This is a genomic window from Pseudomonas viridiflava, assembly GCF_001642795.1.
Classification (GTDB): Bacteria; Pseudomonadota; Gammaproteobacteria; order Pseudomonadales; family Pseudomonadaceae; genus Aquipseudomonas; species Aquipseudomonas viridiflava.
The window spans coordinates 1-24,653 of the sequence record NZ_LKEH01000015.1 but is presented as its reverse complement, the minus strand read 5'-3'; the positions used below and the strand labels follow the sequence as shown (position 1 = coordinate 24,653).

Annotated in this window: 24 protein-coding genes; 3 read left to right on the top strand and 21 right to left on the bottom strand. The window is 59.7% G+C overall.

The window, feature by feature from the left end; genetic code table 11:
- Positions 1-10: 10 nt before the first annotated feature.
- Genes sdhA through sdhC form a run of 3 tightly spaced genes read right to left on the bottom strand, consistent with a single transcriptional unit; the run spans position 11 to position 2,535 of the window.
- On the bottom strand, positions 11-1,783 hold the full coding sequence (sdhA, locus tag AO065_RS00490; RefSeq protein ID WP_004882579.1) for a succinate dehydrogenase flavoprotein subunit: 1,773 nt from the start codon (positions 1,781-1,783) through the stop codon (positions 11-13).
- 3 nt (positions 1,784-1,786) lie between these two features.
- On the bottom strand, positions 1,787-2,155 hold the full coding sequence (gene sdhD, locus AO065_RS00485) for a succinate dehydrogenase, hydrophobic membrane anchor protein (RefSeq protein WP_004882580.1): 369 nt from the start codon (positions 2,153-2,155) through the stop codon (positions 1,787-1,789).
- Entirely contained in the window at positions 2,149-2,535 is a 387-nt protein-coding gene (gene sdhC / locus AO065_RS00480; RefSeq protein WP_004882581.1) for a succinate dehydrogenase, cytochrome b556 subunit, read from the bottom strand. The genes sdhD and sdhC overlap by 7 nt, the downstream gene beginning before the upstream one ends.
- A 350-nt stretch (positions 2,536-2,885) precedes the next feature.
- Between sdhC and gltA the strand changes: the two genes are divergently transcribed.
- Positions 2,886-4,175 carry a citrate synthase gene (gene gltA / locus AO065_RS00475; protein WP_004882582.1) on the top strand — a complete coding sequence of 430 codons (1,290 nt, stop codon included), beginning with the start codon at positions 2,886-2,888 and terminating at the stop codon, positions 4,173-4,175.
- Between the two features lie 69 nt (positions 4,176-4,244).
- On the opposite strand, the gene AO065_RS00470 is transcribed toward gltA, so the two are convergent.
- The 9 genes from AO065_RS00470 to AO065_RS00430 all read right to left on the bottom strand — a co-directional run bounded on the left by AO065_RS00470 (position 4,245) and on the right by AO065_RS00430 (position 11,607).
- Positions 4,245-4,850, bottom strand: coding sequence for an START domain-containing protein (locus AO065_RS00470; protein ID WP_004882583.1), 606 nt, complete (start codon positions 4,848-4,850; stop codon positions 4,245-4,247).
- A 55-nt stretch (positions 4,851-4,905) separates the two neighbouring features.
- Positions 4,906-5,163 (bottom strand): YkgJ family cysteine cluster protein, encoded by a 258-nt coding sequence (locus AO065_RS00465; protein WP_004882584.1) that lies wholly within the window; start codon positions 5,161-5,163, stop codon positions 4,906-4,908.
- A gap of 91 nt (positions 5,164-5,254) precedes the next feature.
- Positions 5,255-5,914 carry a translation initiation factor 2 gene (locus tag AO065_RS00460; RefSeq protein WP_080597935.1) on the bottom strand — a complete coding sequence of 220 codons (660 nt, stop codon included), beginning with the start codon at positions 5,912-5,914 and terminating at the stop codon, positions 5,255-5,257.
- Positions 5,915-6,026: 112 nt separating this feature from the next.
- Positions 6,027-7,466 (bottom strand): aminotransferase-like domain-containing protein, encoded by a 1,440-nt coding sequence (locus AO065_RS00455; protein WP_004882586.1) that lies wholly within the window; start codon positions 7,464-7,466, stop codon positions 6,027-6,029.
- A 324-nt stretch (positions 7,467-7,790) separates the two neighbouring features.
- A complete protein-coding gene (locus tag AO065_RS00450) occupies positions 7,791-8,606 on the bottom strand; it encodes an OmpA family protein (protein WP_004882587.1) in 816 nt (271 codons plus the stop codon).
- Complete coding sequence (locus tag AO065_RS00445; RefSeq protein WP_004882588.1) at positions 8,603-8,953, bottom strand: DUF4398 domain-containing protein; 351 nt, start codon at positions 8,951-8,953, stop codon at positions 8,603-8,605. Before AO065_RS00445 ends, AO065_RS00450 begins: the two co-directional genes overlap by 4 nt.
- Before the next feature lie 11 nt (positions 8,954-8,964).
- Positions 8,965-9,807 carry a substrate-binding periplasmic protein gene (locus AO065_RS00440; RefSeq protein WP_004882589.1) on the bottom strand — a complete coding sequence of 281 codons (843 nt, stop codon included), beginning with the start codon at positions 9,805-9,807 and terminating at the stop codon, positions 8,965-8,967.
- A gap of 120 nt (positions 9,808-9,927) precedes the next feature.
- A complete protein-coding gene (locus AO065_RS00435; RefSeq protein WP_004882590.1) occupies positions 9,928-10,857 on the bottom strand; it encodes an electron transfer flavoprotein subunit alpha/FixB family protein in 930 nt (309 codons plus the stop codon).
- Positions 10,858-11,607: an electron transfer flavoprotein subunit beta/FixA family protein gene (locus tag AO065_RS00430; RefSeq protein WP_004882591.1), complete on the bottom strand. Its 750-nt coding sequence runs from the start codon at positions 11,605-11,607 to the stop codon at positions 10,858-10,860.
- Positions 11,608-12,145: 538 nt separating this feature from the next.
- Here AO065_RS00430 and AO065_RS00425 point away from each other — a divergent pair.
- Positions 12,146-13,801 carry an electron transfer flavoprotein-ubiquinone oxidoreductase gene (locus AO065_RS00425; protein ID WP_004882592.1) on the top strand — a complete coding sequence of 552 codons (1,656 nt, stop codon included), beginning with the start codon at positions 12,146-12,148 and terminating at the stop codon, positions 13,799-13,801.
- Between the two features lie 62 nt (positions 13,802-13,863).
- On the opposite strand, the gene AO065_RS00420 is transcribed toward AO065_RS00425, so the two are convergent.
- Entirely contained in the window at positions 13,864-14,769 is a 906-nt protein-coding gene (locus tag AO065_RS00420) for an AraC family transcriptional regulator (protein ID WP_004882593.1), read from the bottom strand.
- A gap of 180 nt (positions 14,770-14,949) precedes the next feature.
- Between AO065_RS00420 and AO065_RS00415 the strand changes: the two genes are divergently transcribed.
- Positions 14,950-16,002 carry an NAD(P)-dependent alcohol dehydrogenase gene (locus tag AO065_RS00415; protein ID WP_004882594.1) on the top strand — a complete coding sequence of 351 codons (1,053 nt, stop codon included), beginning with the start codon at positions 14,950-14,952 and terminating at the stop codon, positions 16,000-16,002.
- Position 16,003: 1 nt separating this feature from the next.
- On the opposite strand, the gene AO065_RS00410 is transcribed toward AO065_RS00415, so the two are convergent.
- The 8 genes from AO065_RS00410 to AO065_RS00375 all read right to left on the bottom strand — a co-directional run bounded on the left by AO065_RS00410 (position 16,004) and on the right by AO065_RS00375 (position 24,425).
- Complete coding sequence (locus AO065_RS00410; protein WP_004882595.1) at positions 16,004-16,816, bottom strand: IclR family transcriptional regulator; 813 nt, start codon at positions 16,814-16,816, stop codon at positions 16,004-16,006.
- 65 nt (positions 16,817-16,881) lie between these two features.
- Positions 16,882-18,192: an MFS transporter gene (locus AO065_RS00405; RefSeq protein WP_004882596.1), complete on the bottom strand. Its 1,311-nt coding sequence runs from the start codon at positions 18,190-18,192 to the stop codon at positions 16,882-16,884.
- 111 nt (positions 18,193-18,303) lie between these two features.
- Complete coding sequence (dgoD, locus tag AO065_RS00400) at positions 18,304-19,452, bottom strand: galactonate dehydratase (protein WP_004882597.1); 1,149 nt, start codon at positions 19,450-19,452, stop codon at positions 18,304-18,306.
- A 61-nt stretch (positions 19,453-19,513) separates the two neighbouring features.
- A complete protein-coding gene (locus tag AO065_RS00395; protein WP_004882598.1) occupies positions 19,514-20,143 on the bottom strand; it encodes a 2-dehydro-3-deoxy-6-phosphogalactonate aldolase in 630 nt (209 codons plus the stop codon).
- 1 nt (position 20,144) lies between these two features.
- On the bottom strand, positions 20,145-21,149 hold the full coding sequence (locus AO065_RS00390; RefSeq protein ID WP_004882599.1) for a 2-dehydro-3-deoxygalactonokinase: 1,005 nt from the start codon (positions 21,147-21,149) through the stop codon (positions 20,145-20,147).
- A 178-nt stretch (positions 21,150-21,327) separates the two neighbouring features.
- A complete protein-coding gene (gene asd, locus AO065_RS00385) occupies positions 21,328-22,440 on the bottom strand; it encodes an aspartate-semialdehyde dehydrogenase (RefSeq protein ID WP_004882600.1) in 1,113 nt (370 codons plus the stop codon).
- A gap of 70 nt (positions 22,441-22,510) precedes the next feature.
- A complete protein-coding gene (leuB, locus tag AO065_RS00380; RefSeq protein ID WP_004882601.1) occupies positions 22,511-23,593 on the bottom strand; it encodes a 3-isopropylmalate dehydrogenase in 1,083 nt (360 codons plus the stop codon).
- A gap of 67 nt (positions 23,594-23,660) precedes the next feature.
- On the bottom strand, positions 23,661-24,425 hold the full coding sequence (locus tag AO065_RS00375; protein ID WP_004882602.1) for a class I SAM-dependent methyltransferase: 765 nt from the start codon (positions 24,423-24,425) through the stop codon (positions 23,661-23,663).
- Positions 24,426-24,653 lie beyond the last annotated feature (228 nt).

The following is a 24,653-nucleotide window of genomic DNA, read 5'->3' as shown; positions in this document are numbered from 1 at the left end:
CGGTCACCCCTTAATAAGTCCGAATCTTAGGTTCAAAAGTCGGAACAGTTTTCGGCGAGAAGTTCACGGCACGCTTGGTTACGCGCTTGTCACCCGGGAAGTACAGGGTGTGGCACAACCAGTTCTCGTCATCGCGATCTTCAAAGTCTTCACGGGCGTGAGCGCCGCGGGACTCTTTACGATGCTCTGCGGCAATCGCGGTAGCTTCTGCGACTTCCAGCAGGTTTTGCAGTTCAAGCGCTTCGATACGGGCAGTGTTGAACGCCTGGCTCTTGTCGTTGATCTTGACGTTGGCGATACGACCACGCAGGTCGGCCAACTGGGCAATACCCTTCTGCATGTATTCGCCGGTACGGAATACACCGAAGTAGTTCTGCATGCAGCTTTGCAACTCTTTACGCAGCGAGGCAACGTCTTCGCCTTCGGTGCGCTCGTTCAGGCCGGCAAGACGCGCCAGAGCCGCGTCGATGTCGGACTGGGACGCACGGGCGTAATCAACGCCTTCACGCAGGGCCTGCTCCAGGTGGATACCCGCAGCACGACCGAACACCACCAGGTCGAGCAACGAGTTGCCGCCCAGACGGTTGGCACCGTGAACCGATACACAAGCCACTTCACCTACAGCGAACAGACCCGGAATGATCTGATCCGTTCCAGCGGCGTCCTGAGTGATCGCCTGACCATGAATGTTGGTGGCAACGCCGCCCATCATGTAGTGGCAGGTCGGTACGACAGGGATAGGCGCGGAAGCCGGGTCAACGTGTGCGAAGGTCTTGGACAGCTCCATGATGCCTGGCAGGCGGCTGTGCAGCACTTCCTCACCCAGGTGATCAAGCTTGAGCATCACGTGGTCGCCGTCAGGACCACAGCCGTTACCGGCAATGATTTCCTTGACCATGGAACGCGCAACGACGTCACGACCGGCAAGGTCTTTCGCGTTCGGAGCATAACGCTCCATGAAACGCTCGCCATGCTTGTTGATCAGGTAGCCGCCTTCACCACGGCAACCTTCGGTAACCAGTACACCTGCGCCAGCAATGCCGGTCGGGTGGAACTGCCACATCTCGATGTCCTGAACCGGCACACCGGCGCGCAGCGCCATGCCGATACCGTCGCCAGTGTTGATCAGAGCGTTGGTGGTCGACGAGTAGATACGGCCTGCACCGCCGGTTGCCAGTACAGTCGCGTTGGCACGAATGTAAGACGTTTCACCGGTCTCGATGCAGATGGCGATGATGCCGACGAACGCGCCGTCCTGGTTCTTCACCAGATCCACTGCGTAGTATTCGTTCAGGAATACAGTGCCGGCCTTCAGGTTGGCCTGATACAGGGTGTGCAACAGTGCGTGACCGGTACGGTCGGCGGCGGCGCAGGTACGTGCAGCCTGACCACCCTTGCCGAAGTCCTTGGACTGGCCACCGAACGGACGTTGATAGATACGGCCCTGTTCGGTGCGGGAAAACGGCAGGCCCATGTGCTCGAGCTCGAAGACCGCTTCCGGACCTACGGAACACATGTACTCGATAGCGTCCTGGTCACCGATGTAGTCGGAACCCTTGACGGTATCGTACATGTGCCAGCGCCAGTCATCGTTCGGGTCGGCTGAAGCGATTGCGCAGGTGATGCCACCCTGTGCGGATACAGTGTGCGAGCGGGTCGGGAAGACCTTGGTGACCACGGCAGTCTTGTGACCACCCTGAGCGAGCTGCAGCGCAGCGCGCATGCCTGCACCGCCACCACCAATGATGATGGCGTCGAAAGAAAGCGTATTTGTGTTAGCCATGGATCAGATACCCCAAAGAATCTGCACGCCCCAGACGAAGTAGGCGAACATCAGAACGCCGCATACCGCCTGGAACAGGAAACGGACTGCAGTCGCGGACTTGCCCAGCGCCATCGGCGTCAGGTAGTCGGTCGCGATGGTCCACATGCCGACCCAGGCGTGAGCGCCAAGGGCAACGAGGGCCAGCAGACTGAAGATGCGCATCCAGTTGTTCGCGAACAGATCATGCCATTGGGCGTAGCTCAGACCCGGGTGAAAGACCATGTATCCGATCAGGAAGATGAAATAAGCCGCGAGCACGACCGCAGAAACACGCTGCGCCATCCAGTCATAGAGGCCCGAACGTGAAAGGTTGGTGACGTTGGTTACCATATCCATACTCCTGCCAGAAGAATCAGTACCACGGAAACCGCGATAACGATTTTGGAGCCCAGCTTGCCGCCTTCCAGCGTCTCGCCCACTCCCGTGTCCATGATCAGGTGACGGATACCGGCCACCAGGTGATACAGCAGGGCAGACAGCAGCCCCCAGATGACAAGCTTGGCCAGCGGGCTGGTCAGACACGCTTTTACTTCACCGAAGCCCTCTTCGGATGCCAGCGACTTGTCCATTGCGTACAGCATGATTGCAATACCGACAAAGAGGATGACACCGGAGATACGGTGAAGGATGGACGTGTAAGCAGTGACTGGGAGCTTGATGGTCCTTAGGTCTAGATTTACAGGTCGTTGGCTATTCACGGCTTTTTTCACACTGAAGAGCCCCTAACAATCAGGGCAAGTTGTTGGGAAGTGCACTGGTCAGGTACCCACCACCCAGGAAGTGACGACCCCCTTCGAACAGGCCCAAAAGCCCCCGGCGGTCGGACGCCGAGTATAGACAGTTAGGTTACTAATGACAACGCACAGACTTACCGCCAATAGCGGATTGCGCTCGTCACGTAAAAGGCGTAAACGGCAGGAAACGGGCCTTGAAAAATATGCAGGAAGGCCTTCTGGAACGCGACTTTAGCCAAATTGACTTTAGAATTTATCTCACTATAGTGATGCGGGCCCTGCGTGGGGGGCCTGTCTGATGATTTGAAGCATAAATAGGAGGCCACATGGCTGACAAAAAAGCGCAGTTGATCATCGAGGGCGCTGCCCCCGTCGAGCTGCCAATTCTGACCGGTACAGTGGGTCCGGACGTGATCGACGTACGCGGTCTCACCGCCACCGGCCGCTTCACATTCGACCCTGGCTTCATGTCGACCGCCTCTTGCGAGTCGAAGATCACCTACATCGATGGTGACAACGGAATCCTGCTGCACCGCGGCTACCCTATCGAACAACTGGCCCAGCACTCCGACTACCTGGAGACCTGCTACCTGCTGCTCAACGGCGAATTGCCGACCGCCGAGCAGAAAGCCCAGTTCGTCGCCGTGGTCAAGAACCACACGATGGTCCACGAACAGCTCAAGACCTTTTTCAACGGCTTCCGTCGCGACGCCCACCCGATGGCCGTCATGTGCGGAGTGGTCGGCGCGCTTTCAGCGTTCTACCACGACTCGCTGGACATCAATAATCCGCAGCACCGCGAGATTTCCGCCGTACGCCTGGTCGCCAAGATGCCGACCCTGGCCGCCATGGTCTACAAGTACTCCATGGGTCAGCCCATGATGTATCCGCGCAATGACCTCAGCTACGCCGAAAACTTCCTGCACATGATGTTCAACACCCCGTGCGAGATCAAACCGATCAGCCCGGTGCTGGCCAAGGCGATGGACAAGATCTTCATCCTCCACGCCGACCACGAACAGAACGCCTCGACGTCCACAGTGCGCATGGCGGGCTCTTCGGGCGCCAACCCGTTCGCCTGTATCGCCGCAGGCATTGCAGCACTCTGGGGCCCCGCTCACGGCGGCGCCAACGAGGCTGTACTGACCATGCTCGATGAAATCGGCGATGTCTCGAACATCGACACCTTCATCGCCAAGGCCAAGGACAAGAACGATCCGTTCAAGCTCATGGGCTTCGGTCACCGTGTCTACAAGAACCGCGACCCACGCGCCACCGTGATGAAGCAGACCTGCGACGAAGTGCTGAAAGAACTGGGCATCACCAACGATCCTCAGCTCGAACTGGCCATGCGTCTCGAAGAGATCGCCCTGACCGACCCGTACTTCATCGAGCGCTCGCTGTACCCGAACGTCGACTTCTACTCGGGCATCATCCTGAAAGCCATCGGCATTCCAACCAGCATGTTCACCGTGATCTTCGCCCTGGCGCGGACCGTCGGCTGGATCTCCCACTGGAAGGAAATGCTCTCGAGCCCTTACAAGATCGGCCGCCCACGCCAGCTGTACACCGGCAACGTGCAGCGCGACATTGTCGAGCTCAAAGACCGCAAGTAAGCCGTACCGCAAAACGAAAAAGGGCTGCCAATGGCAGCCCTTTTCAGTTATCGCATCAAGACCGTGACGTTATTGCGCAGCCCTTTCCCGCAACGCCTTCAGAGTGTTGAAAGGCGCGTCGACCACGAACTTGTTGGCCAGCATGGACGGTACACTTCCGCCAGGCTCGGTATGCACCTGATAGGTTACCTCGGTCTGGTTGGGACCCTTGGGCACCAGCTTCCAGAAACCCTCGACCTCCGCCACACGTACATAACCCTTCTCTTCAGGAATGTAGTCGGGCTGCTCCTGAATATTTCGAGTCAGACTGCCGTCAGCACCCTCCTGCGTAGTAATCAGCAGCACCGAATCACGCGGCGTGACAGGCCAGGGCGTATTGAAGCGCGTATACGTCCAGGCCTTGTTGCCTTCATGCTTGAGGACTTTCTGTAACTGGCACTCATGGATCCAGGCACAGGCGCCCGCCACGTCTTCCTGCAGCGCGCGCAACTTGCTCACGCTGGCATTGATGATCGCCACACCACGATAAGCCTTGTACTTGGAGCCCGGCACATCACTGAGCGAAACCTTGATACCGTCTTCGTCCTTGGCGACCTGCCAGTCTTCAGCCTGAACAGCCCCCACAAGCATTACAGTCAAGCCACAAGCGACAGCCATGCGATACAGCGGACCCATTGTCTTATTCCTTATTGTTGAGATGCCGACGAAACCATCATGCAGAACAGCTTGCTCAGGCAACTGCGGTCATTTTTTCCCACCAGCCGATCAGACGGATCGCATCAGCCTGATCGACGCCACACACATCCTCCGCCGCCTTGAACTGACTGCAGACCGCTGGCCGCTCGGGATTACCGAACAACCCACAAAGAAGCTCGACGGAAAGATGCAGACAGCGCTCCCCTGCCGGCTTGCCATTCGGCATGCCCGGTATGGGAGACGTGATGGAAGGCGCAATGCAGCAGGCACCGCAACCAGAGCGGCAGTCCATGAACCGAACCCTTGCTGAATGATTGAAAGAAACAGGATAGTACTCATCAGTACGCCCGTTTGAAAACGGCGTTCCGGACGATGATGATGCCTTACTGGTGAAATTTGAAGTCCAGCGCTGCACCTTCGACGTCGCGACGGTTGTCATTACGCATCTGCAGCTGCATTTCATTGGACAGCAGTCGGCCATTCAACTCGAAGCCCCCCGAGTCCGAAGGCGAGTCCTTGCCACCGAACATCTGCGGCAATATCGGCTTTCGTTTGGCCGTGATGACATTGGCAGGCGGATCGAGCGCCTTGACCATCTCGGGAGGCAGGCTGAGGTCCAGCTTCGGCGGATTGAGACGCACATTCTTGGCCTTGACCTCTTTGCCAGTCCTGGCAGCCACCTCACGTTTGGCCGCTGTCGACTTTGTCGCCGCCGCTTTCGCAGTCGGCCGGGGTTTTTCAGCTGCCTCGAGGATAGGACGGGGTGCCACGGGCTGAGAAGACTCCTTGCCAGCCACCACCGGCTTCACCGGAATATTGGGCATCAACTCGTGCATCGTCACGGGTGACTTCTCGGATGCCGAATCGGTGACCACAGACTCGCGTGGCGAATCGACCGTGGAACGCGCCTCGGCAGCGACTGGAGCCTGCGCCGCAGCAGGCGCGCCACTTTCGGTCTTTGGTTTGGGCACCGGCGTTTCCCGAGCGTCACACGCGCTCAGTAAAACGATCACGCAAAGCCCCAGACAGCGAAACATATTCATAGGCAAAAGATCAGACAAGACAGTGGCAAAGCCGAAAGAGCTACATGCTGTGCCTTTGAGGCATACATGACAAGCCAAGAGTTCCGAACAATTGACGAAAAACAGCAAGTGTTCAGTAGGCTGGCGACACTTCCTGACACAACTGTCTGGCCAACATCCCCAATGTCATCAACGCGCGCTCCGCTTCCCTGTTCCAGGGCATTCCGCAGTTCAGGCGAATACCGTGGTTGAATTGCTCGGTGTTACTGAAAATAAGTCCCGGCGCAATACTGATACCCTGCTCCAGCGCCCGGACATGCAGTTCCTGAGTATTGACCCGCCCAGGCAGGCTGACCCAAAGAATAAAACCGCCCGCCGGCCTGCTCATCTGCGTGCCTTCGGGAAACGATTGCTGAACCGCAAGTTGGTAGGCACTCAGATTCTTGCGGTATTCCAGCCGTATAAACCTGAGGTGCCGGTCGTAGCCGCCATTCTCCAGGTAAGCGGCAACTGCCATCTGCGTCACACTGCAGGCCGAATGGGTGCTGAAGGTTTGCAGGCGCTGGATTTCGGCCTGGTACTTGCCGGCGATCATCCAGCCGACGCGCACACCCGGTGACAGCGTCTTGGAGAAACTCGAGCAATAAATCACCCGCCCCAGTCGATCAAAAGCCTTGAGCGCCTTGGTGCGTCCCACCTCGAACATCAACTCGCCATAGACATCATCTTCGACGACCTGAATGTCGAAATCCGAAGCCAGTCGCAGGAGATTCTTCTGCCGCTCCTCAGGCATGGTGCCACCCAGCGGATTACTCAGCCGGGAGGTCAGCACCAGCGCCTTGATCGACCATTGATTGGCGGCAAGCTGCAAGGCCTCAAGACTGATGCCGGTGGCCGGATCGCTTGGAATCTCGATGACTTTCAGGCCGAGCAGGTCAGCCAGTTGAAGCAGACCGTAGTAAGCAGGCGATTCGGCGGCAATCAGATCGCCGGGACGGGTCAGGACGCGTAACGCCATCTGCAGCGCATCGACACAACCGTGCGTGATCACCACTTCAGACGGATCGACGACAACGCCCGCGTCACGCATTCGAATAGCCACCTGCCTGCGCAACGGCTCGAAACCCGGGCTGAACATGTAACTGAATGCCCGCGGACTGTGAAAACGCGTGACCTTGGCGAGCTGCTGATGCAAGGCGCGAACGGGCAGATAGTCAACATGAGGCACGGCTGCACCCAGCGCGAAGACCCCCTCACGGCGCGACTCTTCGAGCACCTGCTGAATGATGCTGCTGCGCGTGACCAGCCCCGGACGCTCGACACGGGCTATATCGGGCGTGGAGGCGGTCAACGCAGGCGTCTGATGCACGTAATAGCCGGACTGCGGCCTGGCCCGGATCAAACCTTGATCTTCGAGGTTCGCATAGGCCTGCAAGACCGTGGCATGACTGACGTTGAGCTGCGAACTCATCTTGCGCACCGACGGCACACGTTCGCCAGGCTGATAAACACCGCGACGAATGTCTTCAGCCAGTTGCTGAGCGATGCGCTGATAAAGCAAAAGATTGGTCATGACCACAGCCTCATGAGGGTCGGCCATTTTTTTATAAAACAGATTGGTGGTGGCCGACCATTGTCATGAAGTGTACTGGAACAGTTTGAGAACGGGCCAGCGAATGCGTGGGGTGCGGAAAATTAATGAGCGCACGCTCAAGCCAGTCACATTCGGGAGCGTCCTGAGCGGCGTTACCACGCAGGAGCATGACAACATCATCATCCCACATTGATAGCGCCCATCGCTCAGCGTCACAATTGGCACAGACTACGGATTCCGTAAGCCGAGAGCACGACTCAGGTCATCCTTTCCCCCAGGATGGAGCAAAGCCAGAACCCAGCCTTAACGAGCCGCCCCAAGCTGACCCTTCTCGTCGGAAAAGACGATTTCAACGCGACGATTCTGCGCCCGCCCACGTTCGGTTGCGTTCACGTTGACCGGGAATTCCTGACCATAACCCTCGACCTTGATTCGCTTTTCATCGATCCCAAGGTCCATCAGCACGTCAGCAACGGCCTGTGCCCGATCACGGGACAGCTTGAGGTTTTCCTGACGATCACCGGTACTGTCGGTATAACCCTCGATTCTGACGATCCGGCGTGGATTGATCTGCAGAAACTGCACGACCTTGAGCACGGTGCGACTCGCAGAATTCTTCAGCTCGGCATGGCCCGCATCAAACAGCACATCGCCCAGGGTCATGACCAGCCCACGGTCGGTCTGGGTCGTGGCGAGACTGAGGATCTGGTCTTCAAGCCACCTGCCCTGCTGCTGGGCGCTGGCCAGCTTGGCTTCGCGCAAGCCCAATTGCAGGCGCTGACGTTCCATTTCCATTTTCGCCAGACGCTCCTGGCTCAGCATGAGATTACTGTGCTCACGGGCGATTTCACTGTAGCGGCTGCTCAAATAGGCGTAATGATTCACGTCGGCACCACTGCCCAGATAGCTGGAGAGACGCTCGGCACGGGCAAGCGACTCACCGGCACGAATCACGTCTTTCGGCGCACTGCGCAGTACATCGGTGTCTTCCTTGACCTTCTGGAAGTCCGCACTGGCCTGCTGCAGGGCCTGATCACTGTTCTGGTGACCGGCGCAACCGTAAAGACCTGCAGAGCCCAGCAACAGGCAAACGCTCAGCGCACGTGGGATACGGTTCATTGGGCGTCTCCCAGCTGCTTGCGCAACCGAGTCAGGCGGGTGTTCAACTGAGTGATCTGCTCCTGGCTTTTCAGCGTCAGGACGCGTGCCTCTGCCAGACGGGCATCCAGCTCGGCCTGCTCAGCCTTCATGCGCGCTTCCTTGTAGGACTTGTCAGCCATGTCGGCACGGGCATCGGCGAACTTGGCCTCGGCCGTTTCCAGCTCGGGCTGTTCGTCAGCGCCGACAGCCTTGGCCTGCTCAAGCGCCTGCTCGGTCAGTTTGAATTGTTCGGTCGGAACCGGATCACTGGCGCAACCGACCAGCGAGGCGATCGCCAGGGCGGCGATTGAAAAACGAATACTCACAAAAAACATCCCTACTTGGTTGAGGCGCTGGCACTGGCAGGCTGCAACAGCTGGGTTTTCCAGAGATCCAGATTGTGTCGGATCACTTCACCTGCAAGGCCGGAGGCGGCCGATTCTGTCATCTTTTTCGCCAGCTGTCCGCGCAACCATGGATCGTTGCAGGCCGAATTGAATGACAGCGCCAGATAGAAACCGGGCCTGTCGAGAGGCAAAGGCTGGGCAACCACGTCGGCCGACAAGCCCAATGTCTGCACCATGACCATCCCCGCATAGCGACCTGCCAGCACGTAATCCACCTCGCCCAGCGCCAATTTCTGGAATGCCGGGGTCAGACCGGAAACGCGCTCCAGCGTCAAATGCTGCCGGGTGGCCTCGTCGAAGTCAGGCGTCAGCCGCGTTTTGTCAGAGATGGCGCCGCTGTGCCCATGAAGTTCGCTGAACGTCGTCAGCGGAACAGCATGATCATGACGTGTCCAGATCACGATATCGTTCTGCGCGATGGCTGGATGGATGTAGTCAAGGGCATCCAGTTGTGCGGCATTCATGGGCGCATCGGCCAGCAGGTCCATGCGTCCGGTGCGCACTTCTTCGAGGGCCTGGCTGCGCTTGCCTGCGTACAGAAACTCGACCTTGATACCCAGCTCTCCGGCCGCCTGTTTCAGCAGATCAGCGTTGGCGCCCATCAGGTGCCTGGGATCCTGAGGATCGCGCCACAGGTACGGCGGCGCGTCAGGGCTGCCGGTCACGATCAGCCGCTCACATTTACCCGCCGCGAAGCCCAGCGCTGGCGACACGATCAACCCCAACAGAAGGGAGCGCAGCAGTCTGGAATGGGGAACGGAATGGCGTTGCATGGACAGCCCTTTTCACAAGTCGATAAAAAACCCGTTCATCAGACTTCAAACACCGCAGACAAGCCTGACAGTGAATGAAGCCGAATGGAACGGGTTCTCTTTATAGTGGAAGAGGCTGAATCAGACCAGCTTCTCCAGCTCCGGGATTGCTTCGAACAGATCCGCTACCAGACCGTAATCGGCCACCTGGAAAATCGGCGCTTCTTCGTCCTTGTTGATCGCAACGATCACCTTGGAGTCCTTCATGCCCGCCAGATGCTGGATCGCGCCGGAGATACCGACAGCGATGTACAGCTGTGGCGCAACGATCTTGCCGGTCTGGCCGACCTGCATGTCGTTGGGCACGAAACCGGCATCGACGGCAGCACGCGAAGCACCAACCGCAGCGCCCAGCTTGTCCGCCAGCGCGTAGAGGTGCTTGAAGTTGTCACCGTTCTGCATGCCGCGACCGCCGGAAACGACGATTTTGGCAGCCGTCAGCTCAGGACGGTCGGACTTGGCCAGCTCTTCGCCGACGAAGCTCGACTTGCCCGCGTCGTGAGCAGCCGAAACCGCTTCGACCGACGCCGAACCGCCTTCTGCGGCAACCGGATCGAAGCCAGTGGCACGCACGGAGATGACCTTGACCGAAGCAGTGGACTGCACGGTGGCAATGGCGTTACCGGCGTAGATCGGACGGGTGAAGGTGTCAGCCGATTCGACCGAGATGATTTCCGAGATCTGGTCCACATCCAGCTGCGCTGCGACGCGTGGCAGGATGTTCTTGCCATTGGAGGTGGCGGCAGCCAGCACGTGGCTGTGACCGGCGGCCAGTTCAACGACCAGCGGCGCGACGTTTTCCGGCAATTGATGCGCGTAGGCGGCGTTGTCGGCCACCAGCACTTTTGCCACGCCAGCGATTTTCGCAGCAGCTTCGGCCACGGCGCTTACGCCGGAACCGGCCACCAGCAGGTGGATGTCGCCACCGATCTTCTGGGCCGCAGCGAGGGTGTTGAGCGTAGCCGGGGCTACGGTTGCATTGTCGTGCTCAGCGATAACCAGGATCGTCATTTAGATTACCTTCGCTTCGGTTTTCAGTTTCTCGACCAGTTCGGCCACCGATTTGACTTTGATGCCCGCGCTGCGCGCAGCCGGTGCTTCGACCTTGAGAGTCTTGTTGGTCGAGGCCGTGGAAACGCCCAGTGCATCGGGTGTCAGCACTTCAAGCGGCTTCTTCTTGGCTTTCATGATGTTGGGCAGCGAGGCGTAACGCGGCTCGTTCAGACGCAGGTCTGTGGTCACGATGGCCGGCAGGCTCAGGGAAACGGTTTGCAGACCGCCGTCGATCTCGCGGGTCACGGCAACCTTGTCGACCGACACTTCGACCTTGGACGCGAAGGTGCCCTGCGGATAGCCGCTCAGCGCAGCCAGCATCTGGCCAGTCTGATTGTTGTCACTGTCGATGGCCTGTTTGCCAAGGATGACCAGTTGCGGCTGCTCCTTGTCGACAACGGCCTTGAGCAGCTTGGCAACGGCCAGGGATGTCAGTTCTTCGGCGGACTCGACCAGCACGGCGCGGTCGGCACCCAGCGCCAACGCAGTACGCAACTGCTCTTGAGCAGTGGTCGGGCCGATGGTCACCACCACGATCTCGGTCGCTACGCCCTTCTCTTTCAGGCGTACAGCCTCTTCCACGGCAATTTCGCAGAAAGGGTTCATGGACATTTTGACGTTGGCAAGATCGACGCCGGAGTTGTCCGCCTTGACGCGAACCTTGACGTTGTAGTCGACCACTCGTTTGACAGCTACAAGAACCTTCATGGATTCCTCACTCTCCGGTGAAAAGAAGTCGCCCGGCAATACCAGGCGATCGATATGTGTCCTCAACAAGCAATCGTATTCGTGCAGGCGAACATGCCTTGATGCAAATCCCGCCAAAAGCCCGATAAAAACAGGGCGTCACCCGTCATGCACCGGCAGGGTGTGTAAAATGCACCGGGCGACACTGGCCGTTTACGTGACTGCCTGCACTGCATTCGCCTGATGCCTTTTTCAGGGGTCCGCTACGGATATCCGCAAGGGATGTCCGTGGAACCCCGTTTCAGCCTACGGCAAACGCAAAACCGCCCGTATCTTGACCGCAACGCCTTTTCCGGTCAATACGCCAAATCGGCCAGTCATGAGTCGCGCGTCTTTGATTTATCTGGCCTGCGGCCGATTCAAACAAACGTTTGTATTGGACCCGCGCAGTGGTGTAGATATACTGCACGCCTTAAAAAGATATGCGGTCCAAGTCCGTATGTCGGTCCACCGTGACCCATAAAAAAATACCGTGAGCCTTGAGAGTAGGAGATAGCCTGTGGAACGCGAATACATGGAATTCGACGTCGTCATCGTCGGAGCCGGCCCGTCCGGGCTTTCAGCCGCTTGCCGCCTCAAGCAGAAGGCTGCCGAAGCCGGGCAGGAAATCAGCGTCTGCGTGGTGGAAAAAGGCTCCGAAGTCGGTGCACACATCCTGTCCGGTGCGGTGTTCGAACCCCGCGCCCTGAACGAACTTTTTCCTGACTGGCAGACGCTGGGCGCGCCGCTCAACACACCGGTCAAGCGTGACGACATCTATGTCCTGAATGACGCCGAGAAAGCCCGCAAGGTGCCGAACTTCTTCGTGCCCAGGACCATGCACAACGAAGGCAACTACATCATCTCGCTGGGCAATCTGTGCCGCTGGATGGCTCAACAGGCCGAGAACCTGGGCGTTGAGATTTACCCCGGCTTCGCAGCTCAGGAAGCGCTGTTTGACGAAAACGGTGTCGTGCGCGGCATCATCACCGGCGACCTGGGTGTCGACCGCGAAGGCAATCCGAAAGAAGGCCTGTACACGCCGGGCATGGAATTGCGCGCCAAGTACACGCTGTTTGCAGAAGGCTGCCGCGGCCACATCGGCAAGCAACTGATCAAGCGTTTCGATCTGGACAATGAAGCCGACGTGCAGCATTACGCCATCGGCCTCAAGGAAATCTGGGAAGTCGACCCGGCGAAACACGAGCAAGGCCTGGTGGTCCACACCGCTGGCTGGCCGCTGGACGACGCCAACCCGGGCGGCTCCTTCCTTTATCACCTGGAAAACAATCAGGTAGTGGTCGGTCTGATCGTCGACCTTTCCTACTCCAACCCGTACCTGTCGCCGTTCGACGAATTCCAGCGCTACAAGCATCACCCTGTCATCAAGCAATACCTGGAAGGCGGCAAGCGCATCAGCTACGGTGCTCGCGCCATTGCCAAGGGTGGCCTGAACTCGCTGCCGAAGATGGTCTTCCCGGGCGGCGCACTGATCGGCTGCGACCTGGGCACCCTGAACTTCGCCAAGATCAAGGGCAGCCACACGGCCATGAAGTCCGGCATGCTGGCTGCCGATACGGTTGCCGAAGCGTTGCTGGCAGGCAACGAAGGCGGCGACACACTGACTTCCTACGTCGATGCATTCAAAGCCAGCTGGCTGCATGATGAACTGTTCACCAGCCGCAACTTCGGCGTGGCCATTCACAAGTACGGCGCGATCAAGGGCGGTGCATTCAACTTCATCGACCAGAACATCTTCGGTGGCAAACTGCCGTTCACGCTGCACGACACCAAGCCGGACTACGCCTGCCTCAAGCTGGCCGCCGACTCGAAGAAGATCAACTACCCGAAACCCGACGGCAAGCTCAGCTTTGACAAGCTCAGCTCGGTATTCCTCTCCAGCACCAACCATGAAGAGGAACAACCCTGCCACTTGAAGCTGACCGACCCTAGCATTCCGATCAGCAAGAACCTGCCGCTGTACGACGAACCGGCGCAGCGCTACTGCCCGGCGGGCGTGTATGAAGTGATCACCAAGGAAGACGGCGAGAAACGCTTCCAGATCAACGCCCAGAACTGCGTGCACTGCAAGACCTGCGACATCAAGGATCCATCCCAGAACATCACCTGGGTGGCACCGGAAGGCGCTGGCGGCCCGACTTATCCGAACATGTAAGTGTTCCGGTCGCGACAACAATAAAGGCTCCCTCGGGAGCCTTTATCTTTTTCAGCAACAGGTCAGGCGGGAACGCCCAGATACGCGCCCTCTTCGCCCGGACTGCGCTCGAAATAGCGTTTGTACTCGCGACTGAATTGCGACGCACTCTGATAGCCGACCCGCAACGCCACCTGCGCGACGCCCAGCCCTTCAGCCACCAGCAACTGCTGAGCCTTGAGCAGCCGCAGGCGCTTGAGGTACTGCACCGGCGACAACAAGGTGCTGCGCTTGAAGTGCTCATGAAAGGTCGAGGTGCTCATGTTCGCGCAACGCGCCAGCGTATCGACATTCAAAGCATCGGCGTAATGCTCATGCAAGTAGGTTACCGCAGATGCGATCCGTGCAAATTGCCCTTGCTGTTCGACCAGCGCCCGCAGCACGCCCGCCTGCGGCCCGCGCAGCGCGCTGTACAGCACATCACGAATCCGGGCCTGACCCATGGCCTGACACTCCAGCGGGTCGTGCAGGCAGCGCAGCAGGCGCTCGACACTGTCACGCATCCCGGCATCGATCAGTACAGAGGTCATGGACTCCGGCGTCTGCGGCTGGCAGTCCTGTGGCGACAGCGAGCCCATCACCTGCACCAGCTCGCCGAGCAACACACGGTCGATGGACACCGACACGCCATACAGCGGCTTGTCCGGCGTGGCAAAGGTCTCGCATTTGAAGGGCACTGACAGTGCCTGAATCAGGTAATGCCCGGTGCCGTACTCGAACGTGCGCGTCCCCAGGCAGGCGATCTTGCTGCCTTGCACCACGATCATCAGGCTCGGCTCATACATCTGCGGGCTGCTCGCGACATAGCTGAACGCCGAGAGCACACGCACCTCGGGCAAGTGCGTGTCGACAAAGCCGGGACGCACCGCCAGCGGCTGGATCAACGAGACCAGAACAGCATTGCCATCGACAGGATGAGGGAGCGACATACGGAGTACCGGCAGAGAATCAGACAGCTCCATGATCGCAGATTTGCGCGCTTGAGCGGTACCCGGATTCGGCAGCCGGAGGAATAGGCATGAAACACGGAGGAATCACCCTAGCGACACGCGCCCATCACGCGGACAATGATTCGCCTCTTCTCCGTATCATTTCGCGAGGTCATATTTATGTACACAGCCATCGGTTACGCCGCTCAGTCAGCCACCGCTCCCCTCGCCCCGATGACCTTCGAACGTCGCGCTCCGCGTGCCGACGACGTTGCCATCGAAATCCTCTACTGTGGCGTCTGCCACTCCGACATCCACCAGGCGCGCAACGAGTGGGGCATTGCCGTCTACCCGTTGATGCCGGGCCACGAGATCGTCGGTCGCGTTACCGCCACCGGTGCCAACGCCACCCAATACAAGGTCGGTGATCTGGTCGGCGTCGGTTGCATGGTCGACTCCTGCCGTGAGTGCTCGGCATGCAAGTCGGACCTTGAGCAGTATTGCCTGGAAGGTCCGACCATGACCTACGCCACGCCAGACCGCGTGGACGGCAGCAACACCATGGGCGGTTATTCCAACAGCATCGTGGTCAGCGAACACTTCGTCGTGCGCGTTCCCGAGAAGCTTGATCCGGCCGCTGCTGCACCTATTCTCTGTGCAGGCATCACCACCTACTCGCCGCTCAAGCACTACGGCGTGAAGGCCGGTGACAAGGTCGGCATTCTGGGCATGGGTGGTCTGGGCCACATGGGCATCAAGTTCGCCAAGGCGATGGGCGCCGAAGTCACCCTCTTCACCCGCTCCGCGTCGAAAGCTCAGGAAGCGCGTCGCCAGGGTGCCGATCACGTGATCGTCTCCACCGATGCCGAACAGATGAAAGCGGCAGCCGGTCATTTCGACTTCCTGCTCGACACCATTCCAGTGCAGCACGACCTGAACCCCTACCTGCAGACCCTGCGTTTCGACGGTGTGCACATTCTGGTCGGTCTGATCGAGCCGGTTGAACCGCCGGTCCACGCCGCCAATCTGGTGATGAGCCGCCGCGTACTGGCCGGTTCGCTGATCGGCGGTATCGCCGAGACTCAGGAAGTGCTGGATTTCTGCGCCGAGAACGACATCACCTGCGACATCGAGATGCTCGACATCCGCAACATCAACGAAGCCTACGAGCGCATGCTCGCCGGTGACGTGAAGTACCGCTTTGTCATCGACATGGCCACGCTCAAAGCCTGATTCAGGCGGCCCCGAGTTCGGCCGACAGTCCCGCCGCGATCTCCCTGATCAGCGGGACCAGTTCGGCCATCTTTTCCAGGGGCATGTACGGAACCGTACTTGCGACGCTGATGCCAGCCACAATCTGCTGGCTGGCATCACGCACCGGCGCCGCGACACAACGGATCGACGGTTCGTTGTCCTCCAGATCGAACGCATAACCTCCCGCCACATACTCCTGCCTGCGCTGCTGCAGTTGCTCCCACGTCTGTTGCTCATGATTGGGCCACAGCGGATGCTTGCCTGACGCTGGCATGCTGACCTCGTAGAGACGAAGCCACTCAGCTTCAGGACTGTCCAGCAATAGCGCCTTGCCGATACCCGTGCGCACCAACGGCATACGATGCCCGACCCGCGAACGCATCTCCGGACCATTGCGGCCGGGATTCTTGTGCAGGTACAGCACGTCATCGCCCTCGCGCACCGCCAGATGCACGGTGTCACCGGTCAATGCGGAAAGCCTGTCCAGAAACGGCCGCGCCAGAATCGCCAGCGGCACTTCCTCTCGCGCTTGAAAGCCCAGCTCGATCAGTTTCGGCCCCAACAGATAACCCACCTGAGGAACCACCCGAAGATAGCGTTCGTCCACCAGACAACTGGCCAGACGATGGGTGGTGCTGCGTGTAGTGCCGATCAGGCGGGCGATTTCCTTCAGATCCCGCGCACCACTGGCCACGGCCTGAACCACACCCAGGCCGCGCAACAGGGTCTGGGTTCCGGCAGGGGCCGACTCTTTGCCTGGAGGATTTTCAGCGGGAAGCGGTTCGTTGTGCATGACAAGCCTTAATCAGATCGGGACGCTGGCGGCATTATCGTCGCCAGCGTCAGGACACGTCGATATCAGAGTTCGATGCGCTCGACTTTACCCACCAGCAGGATGTAGGACAGCGCACCCAGCAGTGCCAGCACCGAGATGTAGGTGATGGCGGGTGCAAACGAATCGCCCGAAGCCAGGAAGCCGATCACGATTGGCGTGGCGATGGCCGCCAGATTGCCGATGAAGTTGAAGGTGCCGCCTGTCAGCCCCAGAAGACGCGCCGGGGCCAGCGTCGATACCAGCGACCACGTAATAGAAGCCAGACCGTTGCCAAAGAATGCCAGTGCCAGAAACGCGATCACCAGCGGCGTGGATTCGACGAAGTTGGCGCCGATGATCGACGTGGAAATCAGCAGACCGGCAATGATCGGCAGCTTGCGAGCGAAGCCCACGGTGTGCCCGCGACGGATCAGCCAGTCGGAGAAGAACCCCGAACACAGCACGCCAACGAAGGCGGCCAGAAACGGCAGCGACGCCAGCAGCCCGGACTTGATGAAGTCCATGCCCCGGTATTTCACCAGATAGGTCGGGAACCAGGTCAGGAAGAACCAGAGCGTGGAGTTCAGGCAAAACTGGCCGAGGTAAATACCCCAAAGCTTGCGCCTGCTGAGGACGATGCCCAGGTCCAGCCAGCTGAAACCCTGCTTCTGCTTTTCGACGTCCTTCTGAATGTCCACCAGCCCGCCGCCTTCGCGGATCAGGTCGATTTCCTGCTGATTGACACCCTTGAAGTCACGGGGCTCGCGGTACACCGCGTACCAGATCGCTGCCCAGAGCACACCGACGCCGCCGGTCGCGACGAACACCATGTGCCAGCCGTAGTGCGCCTGCAGCCACGCCAGCACCGGCGTCAGAAACGCCAGACCGACGAACTGCCCGGACGTATAGAAACCAATCGCCGTGGCACGCTCGCGCTCGGGAAACCAGGTGGTCACCACGCGGCTGTTGATCGGATAGGCGGGAGCTTCCAGCGCACCGACGGCCATGCGCAGCACGAACAGCGCAATGAAGCTGGCGGCAAAGCCAAGCATGATGGTGGCGATCGACCACAAGGCCAGGGCCACGGTGTAAAGAATACGCGGCGGCACGCGGTCCACCAGCCAGCCACCGGGCAACTGCATGGCCGCGTAGGTCCAGCCGAACGCGGAGAAAATCAGACCTACATGAACCGGATCGATGCCCAGCTCGGACGTCAGCGCCGGCGCGGCAATCGACAGGTTGCTACGGTCCAGGTAATTAATGACCACGGTGATGAACAGCAGCACCATGATAAAGAAACGTTTGCGGGACGGCGTCACCAGTGATGCCGCGCCCTCCATGGTACGAGTGCGCATGAAAATGTTTCCTCTTTTTGGATTTATTGAGGATGTGTGTTGTTGGCAAATCGCTTGGATCGTGCCTCACGCTCTGCGTGGGCACGATCAGGAGGCCTGCTCCGGATCAGATCACCACTCGGCAAAGCTGCCATCGGCATGACGCCAGATCGGGTTGCGCCAGCGGTGGCCGATGGCGGCGCGCTCCTTGACGTATTCCTCGTTGATTTCAATACCCAGGCCCGGACCGTTGGGGATCTTGACCATGCCCTTGTCGTAGTCGAAGACTTCCGGGTGCTTTACGTAGTCCAGCAGGTCGTTGCTTTCGTTGTAGTGAATGCCCAGGCTCTGCTCCTGAATGAACGCGTTGTAGCAGACCGCATCCAGTTGCAGGCACGCCGCCAGTGCAATCGGCCCCAGCGGACAATGCAGCGCCAGCGCCACGTCGTAGGCTTCGGCCATGTTGGCGATCTTGCGCGTCTCGGTGATGCCACCCGCGTGCGATGCATCCGGCTGGATGATGTCGACGTAGCCTTCGCTCAACACACGCTTGAAGTCCCAACGCGAGAACAACCGCTCACCCAGCGCAATCGGCGTGCTGGTCAGCGGCGCCAGCTCTTTCAGCGCTTCATAGTTCTCGCTGAGCACCGGTTCCTCGATGAACATCAGCTTGTACGGGTCCAGCTCCTTCATCAGCACCTTGGCCATCGGCTTGTGCACGCGCCCATGGAAATCGACGCCGATACCGACGTTCGGACCGACCGCGTCACGCACCGCCGCGACGTTGGCCAGGGCCAGATCGACCTTGTCGAAGGTGTCGAGGAATTGCAGCTCTTCAGTGCCGTTCATCTTCACCGCAGTGAAACCACGCTCGACCGCTTCCCGTGCTGCACGTGCGGTATCGGCAGGACGGTCGCCGCCGATCCAGGAATAGACGCGAATCTTGTCACGCACCTGACCACCCAGCAGATCGCTGACCGATACACCCAGCGCCTTGCCCTTGATGTCCCACAGCGCCTGATCGATCCCGGCCAGCGCGCTCATGTGGATCGCCCCGCCACGGTAAAAGCCACCGCGGTACAGCACGGTCCAGATGTCTTCGATGTTGCGCGGGTCCTTGCCGATCAGGTAATCGGAAAGCTCTTCCACGGCTGCGGCCACGGTGTGCGCGCGGCCTTCGACGACCGGCTCACCCCAGCCGACAACGCCCTCGTCGGTCTCCACTTTCAGGAAGCACCAGCGCGGCGGAACGATGAAGGTGGTCAATTTGGTGATTTTCATGAGTACGGCTTCTCTTATTGGTTCTCTTGTCAGGCGGCTGTGTCTGGCCCGCCGATCCGTTTCAAAGCGATGAGGTGTGTTCTTTCCAGGCGGCCACATAGGCCTTGGCGCGCTCGGCGACGTCGGCAGCGCTCATGCCCGGCTTGAACAGCCCGGAACCCAGACCAAAGCCTTTGACGCCCGCGTCGAGAAACACCTTCATGTTGTCCGGTGTGATGCCACCGACCGGCAGCAGGACCGTGCCTGCGGGCAGCACCGCCAGCCAGGCCTTGACCACTGCGGGCGACATCTGCTCGGCCGGGAACAGCTTGAGCACATCAGCGCCCTCAGACAGTGCGGCAAAGGCCTCGGTCGGCGTGGCCACGCCCGGCGACAGGAACATGTTTGCCGCTTTGGCCGCACGCAGTACCTTGGGGTCGCTGTGCGGCATGACGATGACCTGTCCGCCTGCGTCCTTGACCTGCGTCACCTGCTCGGGCGTCAGCACGGTTCCGGCGCCGATCAGGCAATCGGCAGGCAGGCGCTGGCGCAGCAGGCCGATACTGTCGAACGGCTGGGGAGAATTGAGCGGCACTTCGATGACCCGAAAACCCGCCTGATACAGCTCGTCGCCAATCGCCGGAGCTTCGTCGGGACGCAGGCCGCGCAGAATCGCGACCAGGCCGTTTTCCTTCAATGCTTGCTTGAGCATGTCACACCTCTTGAACGTAATGAGACGACTGGCGCGCAACCAGACCCGCCTGGACCGCGACCTGCCAGAGGCCGCGTTCGGTCGCCTGGGCGGCCACTGTCACCCGGGGAAAGCCGCAGGCGGTCAGTCCACGCGCATAGCGCTGACACAGCGACTCGCTGCCGATGAGAATCACCGCGGGCAGATGGCCGTGGGCGTCGTATTGAAGTCTGGCGAGCGAGGCCAGTTCATGGCCGATCAACAGACCGGACAGGTAATCGGGCTGGCTGCTCGCAGGTAACTGGCCAGTAAGGCCGAGCGTTCGGCAACTGAAGATGGTGGACAGAGGGCCGGCAGCGCCCTCCTCCGACTGTGCATTGGCGAGCCCGCGATCGAACGCGGCACTGTCGAACGTTTCGCTCGGCTGCATGGTGCGTCCGAGAATGGTATGGGCGCACAGCGCCGCGTAGACCTCGCCGGTCATGAAGGTATCGAAATGAACGATGCGATCCTGCGCCACCTGTACCCACTTGGAGTGGCTGCCCGGCAGGCCGATCAACAGCGGCTGGCTGGCCGACTGCTCGTCGAGTCCGGCGAGCACGCCCAGCACCTGAGTCTCTTCACCGCGCATGACATTGGGCAGCGTCGAACGCTGCAACACACCGGGGATGATGTGAACAGTCACGCCACGCACGCTGCGTACGGTCTGCAAAGCGGCGCTCAGCTCATCGACGCTGGCAGGCGCTTCACGATAGGTCGCCTCGCGCCAGCCTTGCGCGCTGCCAACCATGCCGCAGGCGATCACCGGCAGATCAGGCCGCGCGTCGAGCCAGTCGCCGCATGCTTCATCAAAGGCCAGCTCGAACCCGTCGCTGCACAGCGTGCCCGCGATCATCCGCGGGTTGTCCGGCAATTGCATGATGCCCGCGCTCAGGGCGCGTTGTTCCAGTACCTGGCCGTGTTCGCCAAGTCGATAAGCACGAAGTGAGGTCGTCCCCCAGTCGAGCGCGATCAAGTGCGCCTGCATTGCTTCACCTTTTGTATTTTTGGAAGTGAGTGCAGGACGGACTATAAACCCGAAATCGTAATTATCTCAATATGTAAATTTCAATCCCATATATTGGGATAAGGATTGCCTTATCGATGGGCAATAAAAAACCCGCGTCCTGGACAGGACACGGGTTCGGGGTGCAGCGGCGTTTCGATCAACGTTCCAGCAGGATTCTCAACATGCGGCGCAGCGGTTCGGCCGCGCCCCACAGCAGTTGGTCACCGACGGTGAATGCGCCCAGGTACTGCGAGCCCATGTTCAGCTTGCGCAGGCGACCCACCGGAATGCTCATGGTGCCGGTCACAGCCGTCGGGCTGAGGTCCTGCATGCTGGCTTCACGGTTGTTCGGCACCAGCTTGACCCAAGGGTTGTGCTGGCTGATCAAGCCTTCGATGTCCGCAATCGGCACATCCTTGTTCAGCTTGATGGTCAGTGCCTGACTGTGGCAACGCATGGCGCCGATGCGCACGCAGATGCCGTCCACCGGAATCGGACTCTTGAAGCGGCCCAGAATCTTGTTGGTCTCGGCCTGGCCTTTCCACTCTTCACGGCTCTGGCCGTTCGGCAGCGCCTTGTCGATCCATGGAATGAGGCTGCCCGCCAGCGGTACGCCGAAGTTCTCGGTCGGGAACGCTTCGCCACGCATGGCTTCAGCCACCTTGCGGTCGATGTCCAGAATGGCACTGGCCGGGTTGGCCAGTTCATCGGCAACCGACGCATGCACAGCGCCCATCTGCCTGATCAGCTCACGCATGTTCTGCGCACCGGCACCGGAAGCCGCCTGATACGTCATGACATTCATCCACTCGACCAGACCGGCTTCGAACAGGCCACCCAGCCCCATTAGCATCAGGCTGACCGTGCAGTTGCCGCCGATGTAGTTCTTGGTACCGGCGTCGAGTTGCTGATCGATGACCTTGCGGTTGACCGGATCCAGCACGATAACGGCGTCATCCTGCATGCGCAGGCTGGAAGCCGCATCGATCCAGTAACCCTGCCAGCCCGCCTCGCGCAGCTTGGGGAATACCTCGTTGGTGTAGTCGCCGCCCTGGCAGGTCAGCACCACGTCCAGGGTCTTCAGCTCGTCAATGCTATACGCATCTTTCAGTGGCGCAAGATCCTTGCCCACCGAAGGCGCCTGGCCACCGACATTGGAGGTAGTGAAGAACACCGGCTCAATGAGATCGAAGTCCTGCTCTTCCCGCATCCGCTGCATGAGCACGGAACCGACCATGCCACGCCAACCGATCAGACCTACACGTTTCATCGCAACACACCTAGAAAAAAAGTGGGACCGCTATTCTGCGGATGCACAGCAGAATAGCGGGCCAGAGAGATTACAGATTCCGCAGCGCGGCGACTACTGCGTCGCCCATTTCTTGCGTACCGACTTTGGTGTTACCCGTCGAAAAGATGTCGCCGGTACGCAGACCCTGATCCAGAACCACGCTGACGGCCTTTTCGATGGCGTCGGCAGCGTCGGTCAGGTTGAAGCTGTAACGCAGCATCATCGATACCGAGAGGATAGTCGCCAGCGGGTTGGCGATGCCTTTGCCAGCGATGTCCGGTGCCGAACCGTGGCAAGGCTCGTACATGCCCTTGTTGTTGGTGTCCAGCGACGCGGACGGCAGCATGCCGATGGAGCCGGTCAGCATCGATGCCTGGTCGGACAGGATGTCGCCGAACAGGTTGTCGGTCACAATCACGTCGAACTGCTTGGGCGCACGCACCAGTTGCATGGCGGCGTTGTCGACGTACATGTGGCTCAGCTCGACCTCAGGGTAATCCTTGGCGACCTGCTCGACGATTTCGCGCCACAGCTGGCTCGACGACAGCACGTTGGCCTTGTCCACCGAACACAGCTTCTTGTTGCGCACCATGGCCATGTCGAAGCCGACGCGGGCGATGCGACGGATCTCGCTTTCGCTGTAGGGCAGCGTGTCATAAGCCTCGCGCTCGCCGTTATCCAGCACCCGAACACCACGCGGCGCGCCGAAGTAGATCCCACCGGTCAGTTCGCGCACGATCAGGATGTCCAGACCGGCGACGATTTCAGGCTTGAGGCTGGAGGCGTCGGCCAGTTGCGGATAGAGAATCGCCGGACGCAGGTTGCCGAACAGGCCCAGTTGCGCACGGATTTTCAGCAGGCCGCGCTCAGGACGGATGTCGCGTTCGATAGTGTCCCACTTCGGGCCACCCACGGCGCCGAGCAGAACAGCGTCGGCAGCGCGGGCGCGCTCCAGAGTCTCGTCGGCCAGCGGAACGCCGTGCTTGTCGATGGCAGCGCCACCGATCACGTCGTGAGTCAATTCAAAACCCAGCTGATACTTCTCGTTGGCCAGTTCCAGCACCTTGACCGCTTCGGTCATGATTTCCGGGCCAATACCATCACCTGGGAGAATCAGAATCTGCTTGCTCATAACTTCCTCGATTTTTTATCGACGCCTCGGACAGCGCCCGTTTATAACGTTTCAAGCCGTAAAAAGATTAACGCTCGGCCCACAGCACCAGCACATCGGTACTGAATGAACCCTGCGCATCAATCTCGAAATACTGACGCACTTCATCGCCCATCGCCTGCTGCAATTCGCGTATGGCCACGCGCAACGGCTGTGGCGTGCGCATGCGCTCGACCCACGACGTAAACTCCAGATGCAGCCGCTGGCGGGCATGGCTGCGGGTAAACAATCCCGCGTCGCTGACCTGATGCAGCCATTCGGCGGCGGAATAATCGCGCACATGGCTGGTGTCGCGCAGCACTTCAACCGTTTGCAGATAAGTATCCAGCAACGGGCTGCCCGGCGACATCACATCGATGAACGCCGCCACACCGCCCGGTTTCAATACGCGGCGCACTTCACGCAAAGCCAGAGCGAGATCGCTCCAATGATGAGCCGAATAGCGACTGAACACGAAGTCGAACTCGCCGTCAGCGAACGGCAAGCGCTCGGCCGCACCGCATACCGTGCGGATGTTGCCCAGGCCCTTGTCGGCGGCCGCAGCGGCGACCACGTCGAGCATCTGCTGTGACAGGTCGTACGCGACCACTTCACTGACAGACGGCGCAACATTGAAGCTGACATGACCCGCCCCGCAACCCAGATCCAGCACCCGCGCATCACCGCGGCCTTCGACAGCCTCCTGTAGCAGCGCAAACTCGGCACCTTGCGCATGAACGGCGCTATTGAGGTAAGCCGAAGCCTGTTCGCCGAATTGACGTTGTACGACCTGGGAGTGGGCTGTGCTGGTCATGGGTGGTTTCTCTGAAGGTTCAGGGTGTTGAATTGGGGGACTCTTGAACGTGCTTTCACGAACGCGCGATCTGCTGACTGACACGCCGAAACATCCTGTGGAAGGCACCACCACGTCTTCGACGTAGCGCTGTCGCGCAGCAAACACCGGACCATGAGAGGCGGCTTGCCGGCGATGAACGATGACGCGATTTTCCTGACACACCGCGTCGACTGCATCGCCGGCAAG

Coding starts and splice junctions, on each gene's coding strand:
- sdhA (WP_004882579.1), bottom strand. CDS start 1,783: ATGGCTAACACAAATACGCTTTCTTTCGACGCCATCATCATTGGTGGT.
- sdhD (WP_004882580.1), bottom strand. CDS start 2,155: ATGGTAACCAACGTCACCAACCTTTCACGTTCGGGCCTCTATGACTGG.
- gltA (WP_004882582.1), top strand. CDS start 2,886: ATGGCTGACAAAAAAGCGCAGTTGATCATCGAGGGCGCTGCCCCCGTC.
- AO065_RS00470 (WP_004882583.1), bottom strand. CDS start 4,850: ATGGGTCCGCTGTATCGCATGGCTGTCGCTTGTGGCTTGACTGTAATG.
- AO065_RS00465 (WP_004882584.1), bottom strand. CDS start 5,163: ATGGACTGCCGCTCTGGTTGCGGTGCCTGCTGCATTGCGCCTTCCATC.
- AO065_RS00460 (WP_080597935.1), bottom strand. CDS start 5,914: ATGAATATGTTTCGCTGTCTGGGGCTTTGCGTGATCGTTTTACTGAGC.
- AO065_RS00455 (WP_004882586.1), bottom strand. CDS start 7,466: ATGACCAATCTTTTGCTTTATCAGCGCATCGCTCAGCAACTGGCTGAA.
- AO065_RS00450 (WP_004882587.1), bottom strand. CDS start 8,606: ATGAACCGTATCCCACGTGCGCTGAGCGTTTGCCTGTTGCTGGGCTCT.
- AO065_RS00440 (WP_004882589.1), bottom strand. CDS start 9,807: ATGCAACGCCATTCCGTTCCCCATTCCAGACTGCTGCGCTCCCTTCTG.
- AO065_RS00435 (WP_004882590.1), bottom strand. CDS start 10,857: ATGACGATCCTGGTTATCGCTGAGCACGACAATGCAACCGTAGCCCCG.
- AO065_RS00430 (WP_004882591.1), bottom strand. CDS start 11,607: ATGAAGGTTCTTGTAGCTGTCAAACGAGTGGTCGACTACAACGTCAAG.
- AO065_RS00420 (WP_004882593.1), bottom strand. CDS start 14,769: ATGTCGCTCCCTCATCCTGTCGATGGCAATGCTGTTCTGGTCTCGTTG.
- AO065_RS00415 (WP_004882594.1), top strand. CDS start 14,950: ATGTACACAGCCATCGGTTACGCCGCTCAGTCAGCCACCGCTCCCCTC.
- AO065_RS00410 (WP_004882595.1), bottom strand. CDS start 16,816: ATGCACAACGAACCGCTTCCCGCTGAAAATCCTCCAGGCAAAGAGTCG.
- AO065_RS00405 (WP_004882596.1), bottom strand. CDS start 18,192: ATGCGCACTCGTACCATGGAGGGCGCGGCATCACTGGTGACGCCGTCC.
- dgoD (WP_004882597.1), bottom strand. CDS start 19,452: ATGAAAATCACCAAATTGACCACCTTCATCGTTCCGCCGCGCTGGTGC.
- AO065_RS00395 (WP_004882598.1), bottom strand. CDS start 20,143: ATGCTCAAGCAAGCATTGAAGGAAAACGGCCTGGTCGCGATTCTGCGC.
- AO065_RS00390 (WP_004882599.1), bottom strand. CDS start 21,149: ATGCAGGCGCACTTGATCGCGCTCGACTGGGGGACGACCTCACTTCGT.
- asd (WP_004882600.1), bottom strand. CDS start 22,440: ATGAAACGTGTAGGTCTGATCGGTTGGCGTGGCATGGTCGGTTCCGTG.
- leuB (WP_004882601.1), bottom strand. CDS start 23,593: ATGAGCAAGCAGATTCTGATTCTCCCAGGTGATGGTATTGGCCCGGAA.
- AO065_RS00375 (WP_004882602.1), bottom strand. CDS start 24,425: ATGACCAGCACAGCCCACTCCCAGGTCGTACAACGTCAATTCGGCGAA.